Annotated in this window: 17 protein-coding genes and 1 pseudogene; 12 read left to right on the plus strand and 6 right to left on the minus strand. The window is 29.1% G+C overall.

Annotated elements, in window-relative coordinates; genetic code table 11:
* Nucleotides 1-330: 330 nt before the first annotated feature.
* Entirely contained in the window at nucleotides 331-2,043 is a 1,713-nt protein-coding gene (locus HBE96_RS07485; RefSeq protein ID WP_169297140.1) for a methyl-accepting chemotaxis protein, read from the minus strand.
* A 622-nt stretch (nucleotides 2,044-2,665) separates the two neighbouring features.
* On the opposite strand from HBE96_RS07485, the gene HBE96_RS07490 reads away from it, so the two are divergent.
* From HBE96_RS07490 to HBE96_RS07500, 3 genes are read left to right on the plus strand one after another with little or no spacing between them, the layout of a single operon-like run.
* Nucleotides 2,666-3,634 (plus strand): GntR family transcriptional regulator, encoded by a 969-nt coding sequence (locus HBE96_RS07490; RefSeq protein WP_169297141.1) that lies wholly within the window; start codon nucleotides 2,666-2,668, stop codon nucleotides 3,632-3,634.
* 16 nt (nucleotides 3,635-3,650) lie between these two features.
* Nucleotides 3,651-4,334 carry an epoxyqueuosine reductase gene (locus HBE96_RS07495; protein WP_206154857.1) on the plus strand — a complete coding sequence of 228 codons (684 nt, stop codon included), beginning with the start codon at nucleotides 3,651-3,653 and terminating at the stop codon, nucleotides 4,332-4,334.
* Nucleotides 4,335-4,367: 33 nt separating this feature from the next.
* On the plus strand, nucleotides 4,368-5,390 hold the full coding sequence (locus HBE96_RS07500) for a C40 family peptidase (protein WP_169297142.1): 1,023 nt from the start codon (nucleotides 4,368-4,370) through the stop codon (nucleotides 5,388-5,390).
* A 390-nt stretch (nucleotides 5,391-5,780) separates the two neighbouring features.
* Here the strand turns inward: HBE96_RS07500 and HBE96_RS07505 are convergent, their stop codons facing one another.
* The 4 genes from HBE96_RS07505 to HBE96_RS07520 are packed head-to-tail and all read right to left on the minus strand — an operon-like array spanning nucleotide 5,781 to nucleotide 9,172.
* Nucleotides 5,781-6,632: an ABC transporter permease gene (locus tag HBE96_RS07505; RefSeq protein ID WP_169297143.1), complete on the minus strand. Its 852-nt coding sequence runs from the start codon at nucleotides 6,630-6,632 to the stop codon at nucleotides 5,781-5,783.
* Nucleotides 6,632-7,537 (minus strand): ABC transporter ATP-binding protein, encoded by a 906-nt coding sequence (locus tag HBE96_RS07510; protein ID WP_169297144.1) that lies wholly within the window; start codon nucleotides 7,535-7,537, stop codon nucleotides 6,632-6,634. The genes HBE96_RS07505 and HBE96_RS07510 overlap by 1 nt, the downstream gene beginning before the upstream one ends.
* A 5-nt stretch (nucleotides 7,538-7,542) precedes the next feature.
* Nucleotides 7,543-8,640: a zf-HC2 domain-containing protein gene (locus HBE96_RS26835; RefSeq protein WP_169297145.1), complete on the minus strand. Its 1,098-nt coding sequence runs from the start codon at nucleotides 8,638-8,640 to the stop codon at nucleotides 7,543-7,545.
* Entirely contained in the window at nucleotides 8,624-9,172 is a 549-nt protein-coding gene (locus tag HBE96_RS07520) for a sigma-70 family RNA polymerase sigma factor (protein ID WP_169297146.1), read from the minus strand. Before HBE96_RS07520 ends, HBE96_RS26835 begins: the two co-directional genes overlap by 17 nt.
* Before the next feature lie 380 nt (nucleotides 9,173-9,552).
* Here HBE96_RS07520 and HBE96_RS07525 point away from each other — a divergent pair, with 380 nt between their 5' ends.
* The 9 genes and pseudogenes from HBE96_RS07525 (at nucleotide 9,553) to HBE96_RS07565 (ending at nucleotide 16,900) form a co-directional block, all read left to right on the plus strand.
* Nucleotides 9,553-10,554 (plus strand): sodium:calcium antiporter, encoded by a 1,002-nt coding sequence (locus HBE96_RS07525; RefSeq protein ID WP_169297147.1) that lies wholly within the window; start codon nucleotides 9,553-9,555, stop codon nucleotides 10,552-10,554.
* Nucleotides 10,555-10,859: 305 nt separating this feature from the next.
* Nucleotides 10,860-11,714, plus strand: a pseudogene (gene larC, locus HBE96_RS07530) (nickel pincer cofactor biosynthesis protein LarC); the annotation flags it as partial.
* Nucleotides 11,715-11,817: 103 nt separating this feature from the next.
* Nucleotides 11,818-12,618, plus strand: coding sequence for an ATP-dependent sacrificial sulfur transferase LarE (gene larE / locus HBE96_RS07535; RefSeq protein WP_169297149.1), 801 nt, complete (start codon nucleotides 11,818-11,820; stop codon nucleotides 12,616-12,618).
* Between the two features lie 195 nt (nucleotides 12,619-12,813).
* Entirely contained in the window at nucleotides 12,814-13,593 is a 780-nt protein-coding gene (locus tag HBE96_RS07540; RefSeq protein ID WP_169297150.1) for an RNA polymerase sigma factor, read from the plus strand.
* 95 nt (nucleotides 13,594-13,688) lie between these two features.
* Nucleotides 13,689-14,135 carry a DUF3795 domain-containing protein gene (locus tag HBE96_RS07545; protein WP_169297151.1) on the plus strand — a complete coding sequence of 149 codons (447 nt, stop codon included), beginning with the start codon at nucleotides 13,689-13,691 and terminating at the stop codon, nucleotides 14,133-14,135.
* Between the two features lie 74 nt (nucleotides 14,136-14,209).
* Entirely contained in the window at nucleotides 14,210-15,061 is an 852-nt protein-coding gene (locus HBE96_RS07550; protein WP_169297152.1) for a pentapeptide repeat-containing protein, read from the plus strand.
* A gap of 105 nt (nucleotides 15,062-15,166) precedes the next feature.
* The gene (locus HBE96_RS07555; protein ID WP_169297153.1) at nucleotides 15,167-15,694 is read left to right on the plus strand and encodes a GNAT family N-acetyltransferase; all 528 of its coding nucleotides are present in this window, start codon (nucleotides 15,167-15,169) and stop codon (nucleotides 15,692-15,694) included.
* A 252-nt stretch (nucleotides 15,695-15,946) separates the two neighbouring features.
* Nucleotides 15,947-16,387, plus strand: coding sequence for an NUDIX hydrolase (locus HBE96_RS07560; protein WP_169297154.1), 441 nt, complete (start codon nucleotides 15,947-15,949; stop codon nucleotides 16,385-16,387).
* A 39-nt stretch (nucleotides 16,388-16,426) separates the two neighbouring features.
* Nucleotides 16,427-16,900: a GNAT family N-acetyltransferase gene (locus tag HBE96_RS07565; RefSeq protein ID WP_169297155.1), complete on the plus strand. Its 474-nt coding sequence runs from the start codon at nucleotides 16,427-16,429 to the stop codon at nucleotides 16,898-16,900.
* Nucleotides 16,901-17,029: 129 nt separating this feature from the next.
* Here HBE96_RS07565 and HBE96_RS07570 read toward each other — a convergent pair whose 3' ends face one another.
* Entirely contained in the window at nucleotides 17,030-17,641 is a 612-nt protein-coding gene (locus tag HBE96_RS07570) for a hypothetical protein (protein WP_169297156.1), read from the minus strand.
* Nucleotides 17,642-17,834 lie beyond the last annotated feature (193 nt).

Here is a 17,834-nt window from a genome sequence, read left to right on the forward strand (position 1 = left end):
ATAAATGAAAAATAATTATTATGAAAGCTGCGCTTTTAATATAATAGGGATAATAGTATATATGTAGACTGAAGTAAGAAGAAACGTTAAGCTGTATGAAGACTGATATATGTTGTGCAGGAACATTAGAACTTCTTAAATGAAGCGAGTGTTCCTGCACAACATATATCAGACGTAATACAGCTTAACGTTTCTTCGGTTACTTACGTCGCAATATGTTTATTTTACCTATTAAGCAACTATTTTTAATAACTCTTTTGGCTAACCTATAATTATAGTCTACATCATTTCTTTTTAAATGGGATCTATGACATAGTTCCAAGAATGTATTTAAATTTTAAATTTAGATACAGTATTTAACAACTTATTAGAACTTTCCCTTGCCAAAGTAGCTTGAGATATTACTTCTTTAGTTTTGTTTACTATAGTTGTTACTTTGTCATTAATTGTATTAGTGCCTTCAGCACCATTTGTAGTTGCAACCACTATTTCATTTAAAGTTTTTAGCATATTATCAATAAAGCCATATAATTCTTCAGAAGTAGTACTAAATTCAGTTGCTAAATTATCTACAAATGAGGCATCTTTGTTATATTGTTCTCCAGTTGTTACTAAGGATTCATAATCTTTTATAACTTTTGAGTCAATAAAGTTTAATACCTCCAAAGAGCCTTTTGAAAGATTTTCTACTGCTAAAATTACTGTTTTTGTAATTTTTTGAATTTCATTTACCTCATTATTGGATTGTTCTGCAAGCTCACGTATTTCATCTGCTACTACAGAAAAACCTTTACCAGCTTCGCCAGCACGAGCAGCTTCAATTGCTGCATTTAATGCTAAAAGGTTAGTTTGAGAAGAAATTTCTAATATAGAATCAGAAAGTTCATTAATTTTTGATACAATTTTAGAGTCTTGTACAGCTTTTTCTAATTTTAGTTTTGCAGAAGAATAAATTTCATGTGCATTCTTTTGTGATGAGAAAGTTATTTTTGTTAAATTTGCTGTTCTTTCATTAATTTCCGATGCCTTAGCAGCGCCTTCTTGTGATCTTCGGGCAATAGACTCAATTGCATTATTAATTTCGGAGGTAGATGCATTCATTTCTTCTGTAGAAGCTGCAGTTTGTTCCATTCCAGAGGAAATTTTCTCAGTAGTTGAAGAAACATCATTTATTTGATTATTTAGCACCTGTAAATGATCTGTTATTTCACTTATACTTTTTATAGTATAATTTGTGTTATTAGTTACTTCTATCATTATATTTCTAAGGGAAGAAAGAAATTTGTTAATTGATAAAGCAAGTTCGCCCATTTCATCCTTAGAGTTTATTTTAATTTCTTGTGTTAAGTCACCACCGTTTTCGGCCAAAATAATTAAATCCCTTTTTAGTGTATTAATTGGTTTGATGATACTTATTATAATAGGAATACCAGCTAATATGGTAAATATGAACGAAATAACTATCATGGTAATTAGAGCATACTTGGAAGAATTATAAAGTTTATTGGTATCTTCAATTGACATATTAGCTTTTTTAGTGTTATTTTTAACCAAATCATCAACATTACTTTTTAGTGCGTTATATATATCTGCACCATCACCTTTAAGTTCACTAAGTGCTAAAGCACTATTTCCACTATTACTAAGAGAGATAAATTTGTTTATGAATTCAATTGATTTTTTTTGATTACTTTTTATAGTGGCTATAGTTTTTGCATCATCGGTACTAGCAAAAGAACTTTCGTATTTAGTCAAATTTGTGTCAAGATTTTTAAAGCTTGTTTGTATACTATTTTCAGTATCTTTAGCTTTATCTGGAGAAGAACTGAAGATAATATATTCATATTGGTATTTTCTCTCTTTTAAAACCTCATTATTAATTGACTGAGCACATTGTAGTGCTGAGAGATTGTTTTTAGAGATTACGGAAAATTTACTATTCATTTTTCCTAAGGCACTTAGACTGTAAAGTCCTATAGATGCTATTACTATAATTAGTATAGTAAGCACAAGTATTAATTTTGTTTTAATGTTTAGTTTCATTGTAGCTCATTCCTTTCTGTTAAGTAGTTATTATTTATAAAACAGCTAGATTATTAATATTATCGGATAAAATGTAAAATTATCAATATAAATAAAATTCAATAAGTTTCAAAAGTGAAGGTTATTAAAGCAACTGGATACATGTATTCATTTAAGACCAATATAGGAAATAGGTTCATTATATGCCAACTACAGACTAATTATACATTGTTTTTGTTACAAATTTGTTACAGTTTTTAATGATCTTTTAGATAAATACATAAGATATTAGATTTGGAAACTAGTGATTTTTAGCTTAAAGTAAAAATAAAATTATCATAGAACTTAAATTACAATGCAAAATAAGATATAGACTTTATAAAAATTACTATTTAAAAAGAAATTTGCCTTGTTTTGATTTACCATAGCAGCACTTTAAAATCATTTCTCTAGGTGAAGAAAAAAACACAAATCTACATTATTTACATTGGAACTTTGCGGTGTTTTTGCAGTAGTTATTGGAAAATAGTATTGACAATGCTTAAAAATTCTATTATTCTATATATAGTTTAATAGTTTAGTATTAAACTATATAACAAAAATATCAATTATGGATAAATAAAAAGTAGAAAGGTGTACTAGAATGAAATTTTGTATTAATAAAAAAGTAGATTTTCCTATATATCAACAGTTAAAAGAACAAATAAAATACTTTTTATTAAGTGACATGTTACAAGCTGGTGAAAAAGTTCCTTCGCCAATAGAATTAGAAAAACTTCTAAAAATAAATCGTAATACAGTAATTTCAGCTTATAAAGAATTAGAAAAGGAGGGATTATTGGTGGGGAAAAGAGGACAAGGTACATATGTTTCTGACAATATTAATGACTATAATATTAAAAGACACAATAAAGAATTATTAACACTTGCGGAGGAAACTATAGAAAAAACAAAACAATTAGGTTTTAAACCAGAAGAATTGTTTACAGTAATTTTTAATTATACTGTTTTAGGAGTAACTGATTCAAAGCAACCATGTTTAAAGGCCTTGCTCACAGAAAGTGCTATTCAAGATTTAGAGTATTTTAGAGATGTTTTAATAAAAGAACTTGGCATTAATATTGATATCTGTCTTTTGTCAGAACTTCAAGATAACATAGATTCAGAGTTAGTAAGAAATTGTGATTTCTTCATAACAGGCTTTAATCATGTTGAAGATGTTAAAGCAATTATCGAGCCTCTAGATAAAGAAGTTATTGGGCTTATGGCTGCACCTCGTATTCATGCTTTTATGCGCATTGCAAAGTTAAATCCTGGTACAAAAGTTGGTATTGTATGTGGAACTACACATGGAGCTTTGAATATGAAAAAAGCAATTGAGGATGCAGGAGTTCAAAATATTACAATTATCACTTGTGGAGCCGAAAATAAGAAGCAATTGTTAGAGATGCTTCAAAAAGTTGATGTTGTTATAACCTCACGAGTAGCTTTCAACACTGTGAAAGCTTTGCTTCCGCAGCAAGTTCAGCTTTTAGAATTTTTTTCGGAACTAGATAGGAATGGCTTACAAATGTTAAAACAATACATTAATAATAAAGCAGCTTTAAAGTAAAAAGAAGGGATAAACAATGATTAATTCTAATGAAATAAAAAGTTTTTTATATGATTTAGGAGCAGACATATGCGGTATAGCTCCTATTGAAAGATTTAAAAATGCTCCAGAGGGGTTTCATCCAAAGGATATTTTTCCTGAATGTAAGTCGGTAGTAGTTTTTGCAAAAAGGGCACCATCAGCAAGTATGCTTAGTGGTAATAGAGTGGTATATACACAGGTTAATATCTCGATTTTTAAGGAATTGGATAGAATATGTGTAAATACATGCTGCTATTTGGATAAACTTCATGTGGGTGCAGTTATGATACCAGCAGATGATCCATATGAATATTGGGATAAAGAGAAAAAGCATGGTAGAGCTATATTATCCTTAAAACATGCGGGGGAATTAGCAGGCATTGGAGTTATAGGCAAAAATACTCTTTTAGTAAATAAAGATTTAGGTAATATGATGTATTTAGGAGCCTTACTTATAGATAAAGAAGCAGAAGGTGATCCGATGATAATGGAACAATATTGTTATGATAAATGTAAAATATGTATTGAAAATTGTCCTAAGAAGGCACTCAATGGTGTAACTGTAGATCAGTTATTATGTAGAAGTAATATAGCTGCACAATCAGATAAAGGAGACTGGTTGTATAACTGTAATAAATGCAGAACTTTATGTCCTAATGTATTAGGACATAAAAAATAATGTAAAATGTTTTTAACTAAGGAGGTTAAAGAATTGAATAAAAAAGCTTTGTCTGTTGTGATTGCTTTAACATTAGTAGCAACAATGAATGGAACTGTTTTAGCGTCACCATTAAGTGATAATCTACAAATAACTCAAGTTCAACAGCAAAAACAAGAATTAGAAACAAAAGTGGAAAAACTGGACAACCAGATAACAGAGATAATAAAGCAAATAGATGGTAATAAAAAAAGTATTGAAAAAACTACAGCTGATATAAAGTTAGCAGGACAGGAATTAGCTAATGCAGAAAGTAACATAAAGGGACAACAAGATGTATTTAATAAGAGAATAAGAACTATGTACATAAATGGAACAGATAGCTATTTAGATGTCATATTAGAATCTAACAATTTAAGTGATTTCATATCAAAAGTGGATACTATTAGAAAAATAGTAGGTTATGATGGAAAAATAATAAATGATTTAAAAGAAAAAAAGGATACAATAGCAAAGAAAAAAGAAGCTTTAATTAATGAAAATAATAAACTTTTAGCTTTAAAAGCAGATAATGAAAAGCAATTAGCAAGCTTTAATAGTACTAGAGGTGAGCAAAAAAATTTAATTGCAAGCTTAGATACCAAAGAACAAGCGCTTAAAGATGTAGATGTTAAAAGTCAGGTTGAAAAATATAGTGCATCTTTACCCACATTGTCAAGGGGAGCAGCATCATCAGCCAGTGCAATAGTTGCATATGCATCAACTTTCCAGGGTGTTCCTTATGCTTGGGGAGGAAATGGTCCAAGCTCCTTTGATTGTACTGGATTTACTTGCTATGTTTTTGCACACTTTGGAATAAGTTTAGAAAGAGTAGCTGATCAGCAACAGCAACAAGGAACTTATGTATCAAGAGACGAACTTCAACCAGGAGATTTAGTTTTCTTTGGATCACCAGCACATCATGTTGGAATATATGTAGGTGATGGATGTATGATTCATGCGCCACATACTGGGGATGTAGTTAAGATTTCTCCATTACATTCTGATTTTAGTGGTGGAAGAAGAGTATTGAAATAGAATACTATTATTAACTCAACTTTCTTTAAATTATAGATGACTAATAAAGCATATGATTACCAATCTGTTGTGATAAATGTGTTCCAATTTTTGTAAGAAGTTTAACTTCTTGCAAAAACTGGAACTTGTTTTGTTGGTATCAACTTAAAGTTCATTAACAATTGTATCGTTTTATTAAAAAATTTTTGAGTAAAGTAAATACCATAATTGAAGTAATTGACAGTTCGAATAAGATAAGGGACAGCTATATTTGTACAAATAAATCACTCCTTTAAAGAAACTTACCATACAATATATGTAGTTTTGATATTAGTGTTACTGAATATAAAAAGTATCGTCATTATATTTAAGTGGCGATACTTTTCTTAATTATGTAGCATTGTTTAAGTTTTACCCAATATCCTTTTTAGAAAATTTTTTAATACTCATAAATATAAAAAATACTAAGTATATACATACATAAATCATCATCCATACACTTGGTGAGGTGGATTTTCCTGGTATAGCGAAGCCTGATATAAGATTAAAGGAGCCTAAGGAAGCAAAAATAGTAGAAATCATTTTTCTGTAAATTACTTCAAAAGGGGAAATTAAACTTGAAATTATTCCAATAGTGGAAAGAGAATCATTATTACTATATGCGCCTATTTGTTCCATTACTCCACCAATTAGTCCAAATATATATATAGACATTATTAATATTCCGTTATTTAAGGTTTTAAATTTAGTGCTTCCATAAAGAGTTAGTGATAATATGGTTAAAGGCTGCAAAATAAAAAATAGGAAGCCCTTAGCTAGTGCTGCTACTCCAAAGGTTTCTATAATGGATATTTTACTTACAGTAGAAATAACAATTACTGCTATGTAAAGAATAGTACTGTATAAAATAGTAAGAATAGCTGTACCTAGGTATTTGCCAAGTATATATTCTCCCCTTTTAATTGGTTTTGTTAAAATGGTCAAAATAGTTCCACTTTCTATTTCAGATGAAACCATCCCTATAGACAGCATTATAGTTAGAAAAGCTGTAAGCATACTTGAGAAATAGAAACCAACTATAGAAATAGTTGAAGAAAGATTTACAATCATATCTATCATTCCGTTACTCTGATGCATATTCTTATTTATAAACTTAAAAATGATGGTTAAAAGGATAAGATATATTATAGTTAATATTCCTATGAAATGAAAAATTTTCTTTCTGTAAATTTCTTTAAAAGTGGAAAGTGCAATGATAAACATTAATTTTGACCTCCTTCAACAAGTTTTATAAATAGGTCTTCAAGACTATTTCTGTGTGGAGTAAGACCATAGAGTTTTCCTCCACTTGATATAATTAATGAAGCAATTTCATGTATTTCATTATTTTCCTTTACATGCATTTTAATATTTTTTCCGTCAAAGGTTACATGTTTATCAATTTTTTTAAGTTTATTTAAAATTTCATTATTTATATTTTCTACATGAATATCTAAAACAGTATTTCCCTTTAAAAGATCATTGATTTTTCCTTGTTTTACAATTTTTCCTTTACTAATAATAGCAGCACTATCACAAATCATCTCTACTTCGCTTAAAAGATGACTATTTAAAAATACAGTTTTATCCATACTTTTTAACTTAAGCATAATATCTCTAACTTCTTTTCTTCCTATAGGATCTAAGGCAGAAGTAGGCTCATCTAAAAAAAGAAGCTCTGGATCGCAAAGAAGAGCACTGGCAATTCCTATTCTCTGCTGCATGCCTTTACTATAAGTACCTATTTTGTTTTTTTCAGCACCTTTTAAATTAACAATTTCAAGAACTTCTTCTATTTTTGCAGAAGAAGTTTTTTTATTAAGTTTATATAATGAGGAGTGGAAAGACAGGAGGTCTAATCCTGTCATCCATTCCTGATATTTAAAAAGTTCGGGCAAATATCCTATTTTTTTTCGTGCGTTCATATCTCCAATAGGTTTTCCCAGCACCTGGGCGCTTCCTGAAGTAGGAAATAGTAGTCCCACAATGGTCTTTATAAATGTACTTTTTCCTGCTCCATTAGGACCCAGAAAGCCATAAATTTCACCTTGAGATACAGATATATTTATATCTTTACATCCTTTATTGTTTTCATACATTTTGGAAAGATTTTCTGTTTCAATTATCAAACTTATCACCTCATAGATTTTGTAATTTCTAGTAGTTCATTTTTGTCTATATTACCAGTAATATTAATTAAAACATTATCCTTAAGCATTAAAATGTTAGAATGCTTTTCTTCTTTATCATTTTGAAAGGTTCCAATAGCCTTGGTTCCATTTATATTCATTTCTTCAAACTTATTTCCTATATTAGGAATATAAAAAGTACTTTTCCAATCCTTCATAGATTTTAACTGTTTTTGCATATCATAGGGAAGTATAGAAAGATCTGAAAGAGCATTGAATATTTCATCAATGTTTGCTTCATCAGGTGAAACAATTTCTGGTAATTTATTTTCTGATATATATATTTTTTTATTAGTTTTAGGATCTTTATAGCTAATATCTATCTTTCCAGGCATATTTAAAGAAAAAGTTTTTCCATCTAAATCTTTAGGAAAAAGTTTTTTCCCGCCTAAAGATTTAAGAACTTGATTTATGTTTTCTACATTTAAAGTAAAATCCATTTTTGAAGGACTATCCATATAAATATCTTTGATATCATTTTGCGATATATTTTCAGGGGTCAATACTGTGAAGGACAATACTTTTTTGGCTTCATCCATGGTTGTATTTTTTTGTTCGCCGCCTTGGTATTTAATCTTACCTATTTTATCAATATTAATATCTGTCTTATGTTTTTCAAGTTCACTTTGGAGTTTTTTTACATCATCTAATGAAAGGTTTACTCCTTTAATATCATTTGCTCTAAAAATTGAAGCAGCATTAATAACTGCTGCTCTTATAGGTTTTACAGAAACACAAGTAGTTATAGCAAGAATTGCGCAAGCAGCAATGGCTACCTTTTTGTATTTTTTCATAATTTTAAATTCTCCTTTTTTCTCTTTTATTTTAATATTCTTATTTCCTGTTTTTATATGATTTATATTAAATTCTTCCTTATAATTTTGAAGCTTATCTACAGCAAAGCTATTTACAGATTTCAATTTCATATAAATTTCTTTACATTTCTTACATTGAAAAAGATGCATTTCTAGTTCTTCTATTTCAATATCACTAAGTTCTTTATCAATATATGCTTGAATGCTTCCTTCACTTAGACACTTCACTTTTATTCACTCCTTTTTCTAAATTTAAGTAGTTTTCCTTAAATTTTGTTTGTGCTCTTGATATAAGTGTACCTACAGAGTTTTTATGAACTCCGATTACCTCTGCAATTTCACTATATTTATATCCGGAAAACTTAAGAAGTAGACACGTACGATCTCTAGGTGAAAGCATATTTAGCACCTGTTTAGTTAAATCTACTTCACAATTATTAATTGCAACATCTTCAATTGAAATTACATTATCCATTTCTTTTTTATAAATCATCTCATTTTTTTCTTCATGAATTTTTTTATCTCTCATATAATTATAGGAAGCATTAGTAGAAACCATATTTAACCATGCAGCAATGTTGTCATGATCAGGTGGCGAATTATATAACTTCATAAATACCTCCTGTGTTAAATCTTCTGCTACATGCATGTCCCCAGTGAGGTATGAGATTCTTTTCAAGATGGTGTCATAATATTTTTTATATGCAGTTTTAAAATTCTGTTCCTGTTTTTTCTTCTTGAAATAACTAATAACACCCATATCTTTAATTGTCTTCCTCCCTCTTTGGTCAACCTTGCTTAAAAGCTTTTGATGAACATTCTAGAATATCTTCAATACCTTTTGTTAAATTTGGTATCTATAATATTAACACATAAGTACTAAAAGTTGTGACACGGATTAGAAAAATATTTATATTAAATTTTATTCAACGGTTAGAGCTAATTTATTGACACTATTAAGTGAATTTAGTATACTTTGTTAATGAAATACATAGATATATACAAAAGGGAGTAGTTTGATAGGTATTGTCAACATATTGGTGAGAAACCTGGCAATATCCACAAAAATGTGAAACGAGACTTTTGGCGTGTTTTTAATGCGCCAAAGGTCTTTTATTTTTTGGTTTAAGGAGGAAAAAGATGATAGTAACAATTTTAATCATGATATTTGCAGCACTTTTAATTTATTTTAGCTGTGAGCTATTTGTAAATGGAATTGAATGGGTAGGTAAAGTGTTTAAGATTTCTCAAAGTGCAGTAGGTTCAATTCTAGCGGCTTTTGGTACAGCCTTACCAGAAAGCATTGTAACATTTATAGCTGTAGTGTTTGGGGCAAATTCAAGTCAAAAGGATATAGGAGTTGGAGCAGCGTTAGGAGGTCCTCTTGTTTTGAGTACACTTGCGTATGCCATTGTAGGTATTAGTATAGTTATATTTAGTAATAGGAGAAAAGTTGGCAGTTGTATTAAGGTTAATAGCGAAAAACTAGCAAGAAATCAGGTTTGGTTTATGGCTATTTTTGTTTTTAAAATAGGATTAGGTCTTGTAGCTTTTTCGATAAAACCCTGGTTAGGACCTTTATTTCTAATAGCTTATGGAGTTTACTTTTACAAAGAAATGAATGCGGAAGCAGTTGCAAGTGAAGGAGAGCTGGAACCATTAAAATTTAGTCCTAAAAGTATAAATCCAAAGAAGGCTTTGATTCTATTGCAAACTATGATATCTCTTATATTTATTTTTATTGGTTCACAAGTGTTCGTACATAATTTGGATACATTAAGTGTTTTGTTTAGAATTCCACCTCATATTGTTTCATTGTTGTTAAGCCCAATTGCAACAGAATTACCAGAAACATTAAATGCACTTATTTGGGTAAGACAGGGAAAAGAGGATTTAGCTTTTGGAAATATTAGTGGTTCTATGATGATCCAGGCTACAGTACCAAGTGCATTAGGAATTATGTTTACTCCATGGATGCTGGATAATTCTCTTATACTTTCAGCAGTAATAACTTTTATATCTATCTTAGTTATATGGATAACCCTAAAAAGAAGATGTTTAACAGCTAAAAGGTTATCATTTAACGTTGTGTTATATACTGTATTTATTGCAGGAATAATTTTTATAAAAGGTACAATGTAATTTGATTTTCAAAGTCAGACCTTTATAGTTTATATTTAAACGATATATCGAATTTTATAGTATAATTAATGTATAGAAAATTTAAGTATAATATTATCTTTGCAAAATTACTAAAAGAATTATAGGGTGAAAATATTATATATACTTGACTTATATATTATATTATTTATATCATAATATAATTAAGTATGATAAATATGAAAATATTGTAAAGCATGAAGATTTTCTAATAAAGTGTAGTATATATTAAGGATTATTAAACATTGTACAAGATATTATTTAGCTTCAGAGGAGGAGTGATGGACATGAAAATATTATATTATGATTGTTTTTGCGGCATAAGTGGTGACATGAATTTAGCAGCACTATTAGATTTAGGAGTTTCTAAGGAATATTTAGTACAGGAACTTTTAAAGCTTAATTTAGATCAAGAATATGAAATAAAAATTGAAAAGGCTGCAAAATTAGGAATAACAGGAACTAGGGTAGATGTTATATTAAAACATGAATTAATTAATAAGGCTGAAGTCTTACATGACCATAATGATAACCACATTCATGAGCATGTTCATGAACAATGTCACAATCATAGTAACGAGCACAGCCATGAAAATCATGTGCATATTAATGAGAGTAATCATGAGCACCATCATAGAAACTTGAAAGATATAGAAAATATAATAACTTCAAGTGATTTAAAATGTAATGTTAAGAAGCTGAGCTTAGAAATGTTTACGAAGGTGGCAGAAGCAGAATCCAAAGTTCATGGAAAAACTTTATATGAAGTAAATTTTCATGAAGTAGGTGCTATTGATTCTATTGTAGACATAGTAGGAGCCGCTATTTGTTTAGATTATTTACAGGTTGATAAGATTATTGCTTCTCCAGTTCAGCTTGGAGGAGGCTTTGTTAAATGTGTTCATGGTATTATACCTGTACCAGCTCCAGCAACTGTTGAAATACTAAAAAATGTACCAGTTAATATTGGAAGAGTGCCTTTTGAAACAACCACACCTACAGGAGCAGCTATATTAAAAACTAATGTTAAAGAATTTACTGAAAAAATAGGTTTTTCTATAAAAAAGGTAGCATATGGAATAGGTCATAGGGATTTGGAGATTCCAAATGTTTTAAGGATTTACTTAGGTGAAATAGAAAGCATTTAAAAAGAAAGTTTTAATAGGCACTAGTAATGAAGAAGTGTAAAATAGATTACAAATAAGTTTTACATTGATGGTATGGATGAAAGGTGGAAGATATATTATGACAAATGATGCTAAATATAAAGAACTAATAAAATATCTTAAAAGTTTAGGAAAAGTAGTTTTAGCCTTTTCAGGTGGTGTGGATAGTACATTTTTACTTAAGGCATCTAAAGAAGCACTTGGTGATAATGTAAAAGCAGTGACAATTTTATCACCATACATTCCAAAGTGGGAAATAGAAGAAGCTAAAGAACTGGTTAAAGAATTAGGTGTTAAACATGAAATCATAGAAGCTCCAATTATTGATTCAATTAAGTTTAATCCAGAGGATAGATGCTATCTTTGTAAAACGGCAGTATTTAACATGATATTATCTATAGCTAAAGAGCAAGGATATAACTATGTAATTGATGGAACAAACTTTGATGACACAAAGGATTATAGGCCAGGTCTTAGAGCATTAAAGGAATTAGATGTAAAAAGTCCACTTTTAGAATGCAAATTAACAAAAGCGGAAATAAGAGCCTTTTCTAAGGAGTTAAATCTTAATACCTGGGATAAGCCGCCATATGCTTGTCTTTTAACAAGAATACCTTATGGAAATGAATTAAGAGAAGAAGATTTTATAAAGATTGAAAATGCTGAAAAGTATATGATGAGTATAGGGTTTAGAGCTATTAGAGTAAGATGTCATGGGGATTTAGCAAGGATTGAAGTAAGTAGAAGTGATAGAAGTAAGCTATTTAATGAAGAACTTTTAGATACTATCGCAAGTAAAATAAAAGAATGTGGATTTAAATATGTAACATTAGATTTACAGGGATATAGAGTAGGAAGTTTTAATGAAACTTTAGGATAGTTAAAATAAGTATAATCTGCATATAATGAAATAAAGTAATTGCTTCAAAATGTGAGCTTTTAACCACTGTTTTATCTATGATTACTATACCTATTACTATTTCATTAACAAATTTTCTTATGAAGTGATTTTATGTGCGTTTGAAGAAATTTTCGTGATATAATTAATAAAAGAATATAGAAATGAAGTGAATTTATGGATATAGAACTACTTATAAATACATATGGAACTTATGTTTTTAACTATGCTTTAAAATTGTCTTGTGATCCATATGTTGCAGAAGATTTAGCACAGGAAACATTTATTAATGCATGGCAGAAAATCGGAACTTTAGAAAATTCAGATGCAATTAGAGCTTGGCTTAGAAAAATATGTTTTAATAATTTTCTTATGAAACAAAGAAAAAATAATGGGTATAATGAATTACTTTATGAAGATATAAATCTTCTTGAAAAAGAAGAACATTTATTTGTGGACAATCTTCCCAGACCTGAAGATGAGGTAATTGTAGAAGAAGCAGTTCGTGATCTACAAAATGGCTGCTTTCTTGCTATGGTAAGGCGTCTTACATTACATCAGAGGATAGCATTTTCATTAGTTGATATGTTTGGATTATCATTAGAAGAAGTTTCAGAAATAATAGGTATATCCAAAAGTGCAACAAAAGGACTTCTTTATCGTGCTCATATGAACTTAGATTCATTTTTTAGTGAACATTGTAATATTTTAGATGTGAATAATCCGTGCAGCTGCAAAGCTTGGATTGAATTTTCTAAAACTCGAGAGAATTTACAAAAAAATTCTCATAAACTAATGACAAAGCTTGATTATACTAAATCAAATTATACTTTTAATAAAAAGGTACGTGGTAAGATAAACTTCTTGTATAAAAATATGCCGGATAGAAAACCTCAAAACCAGTGGTATGAAAAAGTTGTTAATGTAATAAATGAAATGTATATTAATAAAAATTAAATAAAATTTTTATATAAAAACGTGACTTTCTTCTTTTTACTGCATCTATATAAGTGAAAGAAAATATTTTTACGTAAGTAAAAGGAGGAATTGTAATGAATAACTATGAACAAGCTGTAAAAGATTTAGCTCCCTGTGGAAATGATTGCTCTAGGTGTGCAAGCTATGAAAACAGTAAAATAGTAAAATTAAGCAAAGAGCTTAATGAGAGTTTAGAGAACTTTGAAAATATGGCTAAAAAAACAAAGGATTTTATGCCTATATTTAATCACTATGAAGAATTTTTAGCTATTTTAAGGCACTTTTCGAAGGGAAGTTGCCCAGGGTGTCGTTTTAGTGATAAGCCTACCTGTCAATGTAGTATAAACACATGCCACAAAAAAGAAAAAGTAAATTTTTGTTTTGAATGCTCTAAATATCCTTGTAATCCTACAACATATAATGAATCTCTTTCTAGGGTATGGAAAGAAAATAATGATAATATGAAAAACAAGGGTGTAGATACTTTCTATGCTGCACAGAAAGAAAAACCAAGGTATTAATTTAATAATTGGAAATTATATGATATACTTTAAAAGTAAAATTTATTTATATTTTTTAATATGAGGTAATAAACATGATAGATATACATGAACATAAGATTAATAAAGAATTGAAAGTTAATTGTGAAAAATGTTTTGGACTGTGTTGTATAGCATTATATTTTTCAGCTTCTGAAGGTTTCCCCACAAATAAAGATGCTGGTAAACCTTGTATAAATCTACAAGCAGATTTCACTTGCGCTGTTCACAAAAATCTTAGAAGTAAAGGGCTTAAAGGTTGTACTGCATATGATTGCTTTGGTGCTGGTCAAAAAGTAGCTCAAGTTACTTGTGGTGGTCGTGATTGGAGACAGGACACAGAATTTGCTGAAAAAATGTTTCAGTCATTCCTTATTATGAGGCAGCTTCATGAAATGCTGTGGTATCTTAATGAAGCCTTTATGCTGCAAAGAGACAAACATATGAAAGAAAAGCTAAGTTTATTGATAGATGATACTGAAGGCCTTACCATGCTTAACATTGATGATCTATTAGTGGTAGATGTGGAAGAACATAGAAGCAAGGTTAATGCTTTGCTTAGAGATACCAGTGACATGATACGTGCTAAAGCATGCAGCGGAAGAAAACCTGCTTCAAAAGATAAAAAATCTAACTTTAGACCATTAGATTATTTTGGTGCAGACTTAAGAAAAACAAATCTTGTAGGTGCAGATTTGAGGGGAGCGTGCCTTATTGCAGCAAATCTTAGAGGAGTGGATTTAAGTGGAGCTGATTTCATAGGAGCTGATTTGAGAGATGCTGACCTTAGAGGGGCTAATCTTACAGATAGCATTTTTCTTACACAGGGGCAGATAAATACAGCTAAAGGGGATTCACATACAAAGCTGCCTGTGATGTTAGTTCTCCCAAATTATTGGTCAAAGTAATTAATTGTGATTTATATAAATTAGGATATTTTAGAATGTATATATGCATTCTAAAATATCCATTTTCATATTATATAATTAAGGTTGATTGGAGGGGATATACGCATGAATATTACTTTTGATTTAGGAAAAACCAACGATATTGATGAATTAGAACAACTTTATAACGATTTGAATGATTACCTGGCAAAGGGAGTAAACTATCCTGGATGGATAAAGGGAGTGTATCCTGTTCGTCAAAATGCAATTGATGGAGTTAAGCAAGGTAACCTCTATACAGCAAAACATAATGGAAAAATTATTGGTTCTATTATTTTAAGTCATGAACCTGAAACTGCATATTATAAAGCTAAATGGGAGTTTGAGTCTGACTATTCGGATATTTTTGTTGTACATACATTTGTAGTTCATCCGGATTTTTTGAAATGTGGTGTAGGCAAATCATTAATGGATTTTTCTATTGAACATAGCATTAAGGCACAAATTAAATCAATTAGATTGGATGTTTATGAAGGAAATATACCTGCCATTAGGCTATATGAAAAATGTGGCTTTAAATATATTGATACAGTTGATTTGGGCCTTGGAAGCTATGGTTTAAACTGGTTTAGATTGTATGAAAAATTACTGTAATATAATTTTTATGGTTATGTCCAAGATATATTATTCTTAGTAGGTTATAAAAAGCGGATATGAATGTTGAAATACATTTAGATAAAGGTAATTTAAAAACAAATTCTTAATATAAATAGTAAGGAACATCCATAGGTTTATGCAAAGTAGATCTATGGATATTATTTTATAATGAATATAAGATATAGACAAATAGTGTTTTACAAAAGTTTATGATAAGTGATTACAATTCAAAGGAGGGTAACAAAATATATGCTTGAAATAAACTTTTATGATTTGAATACCATAGAAGATAATAAATTATTGTTTGCCGTGATAATGGCAAAATACAATGAAAAGTGGATTTACGTAAAAGTTAAGGGGAGGAACACTTGGGAGATACCAGGAGGACATAGGGAAATAGGCGAAGATATTAATAAAACTGCTTCAAGGGAGTTATTTGAAGAAACAGGAGCAAAAAAGTTTAATATAACTCCAGTATGTGTGTATTCGGTAAAAAGTGATGAACCAATAGATTATACAGAATCTTTTGGACAACTATTTTATTCGAAAATAGAAGAGTTAGATAAGCTGCCTGACTATGAAGTAAGTGAAATTACATTAGTTAATACTACACCGAATAGCTTAACGTATCCTTTAATTCAACCATTTTTACATAATAAAGTATTGGAATTTCTTTATGACAAGAATTAGAAATATAATTATAGATGATTTCTTTAGAAAGGAGAAAACATGAATATAAAAAATATATCTACCGAAAATAGACAACAAGTGAATGATTTTATAAACTCTCATTGGTTTTCTACCAATATGGTTGTTAGAGGAAAAATAGTTGATATGACAACATTAGATGGCTTTGTCATATTTGAAAATGAAGCAATCATTGCATTAGTAACATATGAAATTAAAGATAATGAATGTGAAATTATGTCTTTAGATAGTTTAAAAGAAAAACAAGGAATTGGAACTATCCTTGTAAATAAAGTTAAGGAAATAGCAGTTAAAGCAAAGTGTACAAAAATAAAATTGATTACAACTAATGATAATATTAATGCCATAGCTTTTTATCAAAAGCGTGGATTTGACATGATGCGTATATATCGTAATGCTTTGGATATTGATAGAAAGATAAAACCGTCCATACCAATGATCGGAGAATTTAATATACCTTTAAAGCATGAAATTGAATTTGAAATGAGCTTGTAAGGTTAAGAAATATAATAAGTTAGCATTTGAGAACATGTAAAAAATCTGTGTAAATTTCAATATAGATATAATAGAAATATTTATCTATATTGAAGTTTGCACAGAATTATTTTTAATGAAAAGTCTAAGCTATTTATTCATTAACAATTCTTCTGAGTATGGTAGTGATTTTAATGAATTAATGAAAACCTCTCTCCATTCTGTAAGCTTATGATTTTTTCTTTGAAAGTACATATTTCTAAGCTCTGCATAATTAGTTACAATAGTTCTAGTTTGTTTAAAAGCACTTGGTAAATCCTGAACTATTGCTCTAAAAATAGTTTCCTTATCACTGGAGTTTTCCGTATTTTTATATTTATCTATCATATCATTAAGGTCATTTATTATATTAGTTCTATTTTCACTTTCAAAATCAAATTCAAAATCATCATAAGTTAATGGTCTCGAAGTAATTTTATGCATAGTACTTGTACTATTTTTTTCACAAAACTTGTAAGTATCAAACTCTTTCCACCAGTATAATGGAGCATTGATATCCATATATACAGTAATATATCTCATATACTTACTATGTTCTGTACCTGCTAATATTAATCTTTGCATAAGTCTTAAATCGTTAGTGCCTATTTCAATATTACCATTATAATATTGGCTATCAGATCTATCCCAACTATTCATAGGATTTCTCATCCCTCTTATGGCAGCTTCCCAGCCGAATACTTGTACTTTATCAATTTTCATTACGTTTCCTCCATATCCTTGCAATAAGTATATTTTTGTGTAATTTAGAAATGCTATTTCATTGTTTAAAATTTGCTATTTCATATTTTTTTAAAACTTTCAATTAACACAATAAATTTATTATAACATGAATTATTATTATTTTTTAATAATGTTTGAATTAATTTTTATGCTATTTAAAGTGCATATTTCT

The organism is Clostridium muellerianum (assembly GCF_012926525.1).
In the GTDB taxonomy this organism is placed as follows: Bacteria; Bacillota; Clostridia; order Clostridiales; family Clostridiaceae; genus Clostridium_AM; species Clostridium_AM muellerianum.